The organism is Pontivivens marinum (assembly GCF_900231835.1).
GTDB lineage: Bacteria > Pseudomonadota > Alphaproteobacteria > Rhodobacterales > Rhodobacteraceae > Pontivivens > Pontivivens marinum.
This window is the reverse complement of the sequence record NZ_OCTN01000002.1, coordinates 491,947-496,113: the sequence shown is the minus strand read 5'-3', so window position 1 is coordinate 496,113 and position 4,167 is coordinate 491,947. Positions and strand designations below refer to the sequence as shown.

Genomic DNA, 4,167 nt, shown 5'->3' with positions numbered 1-4,167 from the left:
CACGTGGCCCAGTCCTTTCTCTCTTCTGACTGGTATCGCATCGCGCCGCTAAAACCGCGATTACGGGGCCATGTTGATATTCATCGCCAGCAATTTCGCGGTGAGGTTTGGTTCGTTGTTCAGGATCATACCACCGGCAAATATCATCGGGTGACACCCGCAGCGAATTTCATGTTGTCGATGATGAATGGTCGCCGGCGGATGCAGGAAATATGGGAGCAAGCCTGCGCTCGCTTTGGTGAGGAACCACCCACACAGGGTGAGACGATCCGCCTGCTCAGCCAATTGCACGGCGCGGACCTGATCGCCAGTGACCTGACGCCGGATGTTGAGGAAATCGGGCGGCGGCATGCGCAGCAGGAGCGGTCCTCCATGCTGCAAAAAATCCGCAATCCGTTGGCGATGCGGCTGCCGCTCTTCGATCCGGATCGGTTTCTCGATTTGACGCTGCCGTTGGTTCGACCGCTATTCACCGTCACGGGGTTTGTGTTGTGGATCGCGCTGGTTGTGACGGGCATGGTTCTGGCGGTGATGAACTGGGGTCCGCTGACCGGCAGTATCGGGGATCGTGCGCTGGCGGCGGATAACCTGTTGCTGATGGTGCTGGCCTATCCCTTGGTCAAGGCGGTGCACGAAATGGGCCACGCCTATGCGTCCAAAGTATGGGGCGGTGAGGTGCATGAGATCGGGGTGATGATCCTCGTCTTTATGCCTGTGCCCTATGTGGATGCCTCCGCCTCTGCCGCGTTTGCGTCGAAATGGCGGCGGGCGGTTGTGGGTGGCGCGGGGATCATGGTTGAGCTGGCGCTGGCCAGTTGTGCGCTGATCTTCTGGCTGAGCGCGGAGCCGGGGCTGGCACGGGCCTTTGCATGGAATGTCATGCTGATCGGCGGGGTTTCGACACTGCTGTTCAATGGCAACCCGCTGCTGCGCTTTGACGGCTATTTCGTCTTTGCCGACCTGATTGAAATTCCGGGTTTGGGGCAGCGATCCAACAAGTATTTCTGGTATCTGGTCCAACGCTATCTGATGCGGATCGAGAGCGCGAAAAGCCCCGTCACCGGTCGTGGTGAGGCGAAATGGTTGCTGAGCTATGCGGTTGCGGCGTTCATGTACCGGATGGTTATCAGCTTTGCGATTGCGCTGTTTATCGCCTCGAAATTCTTCGTTGTGGGCATTCTGCTGGCGATCTGGGCGCTGTTTAACACTTTCGTTCTGCCGGTGTGGAAGGGTGTGAAATGGCTGGCCACAACGCCTGATCTACGCACGCGCCGCTGGCAGGGCTGGGGCGTGCTGGTCGGCGCTTTGGCACTGGTGGGCGGGCTGTTGTTCTGGGTACCGGCGCCCTATGCCACTGTGGCGCATGGGGTTGTTTGGCTGGACAATGATGCGTTTTTGCGCCCCGCAACGGCTGGCGTTGTGGTGGATGTAGCGCCAACGCAGGATGTTACGGTGGGAACCCCTCTGATCACGATGGAGGCACCGGCGCTGGACAATGCGCGCGATGTTGCCATCGCCCGCTTACAGGAAATGCAGCTGCGCCTGCGCGCTGTGTTGGTTCTGGATCGCGTACAGGCCGGCATTTTGCGCGAACAGGTACTGCTATTGGAAAGCCAGCTCGCCGATGTTGCAGCGCGTAGTGAAGCGTTGGAAATGGCTGCCAGCGCTGCGGGCACGGCCATCGTTCCGGGGGCCGAGGATTTGCCAGGTCAGCGGTTGGAGCAAGGCACCGTGATCGGCTATCTGATCGACGGTCGCCCGCTGCGCCTGCGGGTGGCGGTGGGGCAGGACAATGCGGAACTGGTCCGTGGGCGCACGCAATCCGTCTCAATCCGGTTTCAGGGGGATGTATCGCACAGCGTGCCGGCTCAATTGCTGGCGGAGCTTCCCGAGAGCCGCGCGGAGCTACCCTCACGCGGGTTATCCACGGCGGGGGGCGGTGCGTTTGTGCTGAACCCACAGGGCAACAGCCCGCTATCGACCATCCAATCGGTGTTTCAGTTCGAGGTCGCCCCCTTGGCCGATCTGCCGGTTAGTCGTGTGGGGGAGCGTGCCTTGGTCCGGTTCGATCATGGTGCGGAGCCTATGGGCTGGCGGTTCCTGCGCGCAACGCGACAGCTATTCCTACGGCAATTCTCGGTATGACGGCGCCGCTGCGATTGCCGCGTGCGCTGGATTATCCTGAGCGCACGGATGTTCAGGAGGGCCCGACCGAGCGTTGGTTGATCGGTGTTCAGGCCAGCATTATCGCCCGTGGAGCGCGCCTGCGTGCGTGGCGTTTGCGTGGGATATTGCGTGCTACCAACCGGCATCAGGCGCGATTTTCCGCGATGGATGAGGCCGGCCTGCGCGATGCCGCGCGTGAGGTTTCATTGGCCTTGCGAGAGGAACCGGATCGCCTGCCAGTGCGCGTCACCGGTGAAGCATTCGCCCTAATCCGCGAGGTATCGGCGCGGGTGTTGGGCAAGCGGCATTACGACGTGCAGGTACTGGGCGCGTGGGCGATGTTGCGTGGACAGATCGCGGAAATGCGCACGGGTGAGGGTAAAACGCTCTGCGCGACTTTAGCCGTTACCACAGCGGCGCTGGCCGGTCGGCCCGTGCATGTGATGAGCGTGAATGACTACCTGACCGCCCGCGATGCGGAGGAGATGATCCCGCTCTACGATTTCTTTGGCCTGACAGTCGGTGTCGTGCAGGAGGGGCAGGATGCCGATACGCGGTGCGCGTTGTATCGGTGCGATATTGTGTACGGCACGAACAAGGAAATCGCCTTTGACTACCTGCGGGATCGCGCAATTCTACGCCGCGCCCCGGGCAATTTGCGGCGCAAGATTGATCGCCTGATCCAGCCAACGACCGAGCCATTGCGCCTGCGCGGTCTGCATGTCGCGATCATTGACGAGGCGGATTCTGTCCTGATTGATGAGGCACGGACCCCGCTGATAATCTCGGGCGGGGAAACCGAGGAAGGCGGCTTTGACGAGGCCCTGTTTCGTGAGGCGATGGACGTTGCCAAGGGCATGATCGAGGGGGACCATTACCGTATCCCACGCGGTCTGCGCCGGATCGAAATGCGCCCCGAGGGGTTGGACCATCTAGACGAACTGGCAGGTGAGCGTGAGGACGCATTCGGTATTCCCGTCATCCGCGAACATGCGGTCGTGCAGGCGTTGAACGCGCTGCATATCTATAATGCGGGTGAGGCCTATCTGGTCATGGACGATAAGGTTCAGATCGTGGACGAGAATACCGGTCGCGTCATGCCCGATCGAAGTTGGTCCGACGGCTTGCACCAGATGGTTGAGTTGAAGGAAGGGTTGGAGATCACAAAGGCTCGCGAAACCCTAAGCCGGATCACATACCAACGGCTGTTCCGCCGCTATGCCCATGTTGGCGGCATGACCGGAACCGCGCGCGATGCGGCGTGGGAGCTGTGGTCGGTTTACCGTCTGGCCGTTACGAAAATTCCGACGAACAAGCCGGATATCCGCCGTTTCGCAGGGGATCGTTTGTTCACTACCGAGGCTAAGAAATGGGCCGCGATTGCTGCGCGGGCGCGAGAATTTCATCTGGCAGGCATGCCGGTTTTGATCGGCACACGGTCCGTCACCGCATCCGATATGGCCAGTGAACGGCTGGACGCGGCGGGATTGCCCCATCAGGTTTTATCCGCCGCGCAGGACGCGGATGAGGCGGAGGTCATCGCGCAGGCCGGCGTGGCAGGGCGGATCACCGTTGCCACCAATATGGCGGGGCGCGGCACCGACATTAAGCTGGGAGAGGGGGTCGCCGCCGCCGGTGGTCTGGCCGTTATCCTCAGCGAACGACATGATAGCCGCCGCGTGGATCGACAGCTTGAGGGCCGATGCGGGCGACAGGGCGAACCGGGGCAGGTTGAGGCGTTTCTAAGCCTTGAGGATGAGTTGATGCGCGGTAAGGGCGCTGCCAATTTACGGCGGATCGGGCATCTGATGTCACGGGCCTTTGGCGCGTCCTCCGCCGGTTGGGTGCTGCGTTTGCGGCAAAAAGCGGTGGAGGCATTGCATGCCGAGGCACGTCGCGATTTGCTGGAGCAGGATCGTCAATTGTCACGCACAATGGCCGTATCGGGAGAGTTGGAATGATGCGCTTGGTTCCTACAGAGCGGCACGCTAGGGTCGCGAT

Annotated in this window: 2 protein-coding genes; both read left to right on the top strand. The window is 61.2% G+C overall.

Annotated elements, in window-relative coordinates:
* The first annotated feature begins 3 nt into the window (after positions 1 to 3).
* Positions 4 to 2,145, top strand: coding sequence for a PqqD family peptide modification chaperone (locus CR254_RS08380; protein WP_097929388.1), 2,142 nt, complete (start codon positions 4 to 6; stop codon positions 2,143 to 2,145).
* Complete coding sequence (locus CR254_RS08375; RefSeq protein ID WP_097929387.1) at positions 2,142 to 4,127, top strand: preprotein translocase subunit SecA; 1,986 nt, start codon at positions 2,142 to 2,144, stop codon at positions 4,125 to 4,127. Before CR254_RS08380 ends, CR254_RS08375 begins: the two co-directional genes overlap by 4 nt.
* Positions 4,128 to 4,167: the final 40 nt, after the last annotated feature.

Coding starts and splice junctions, on each gene's coding strand:
- CR254_RS08375 (WP_097929387.1), top strand. CDS start 2,142: ATGACGGCGCCGCTGCGATTGCCGCGTGCGCTGGATTATCCTGAGCGC.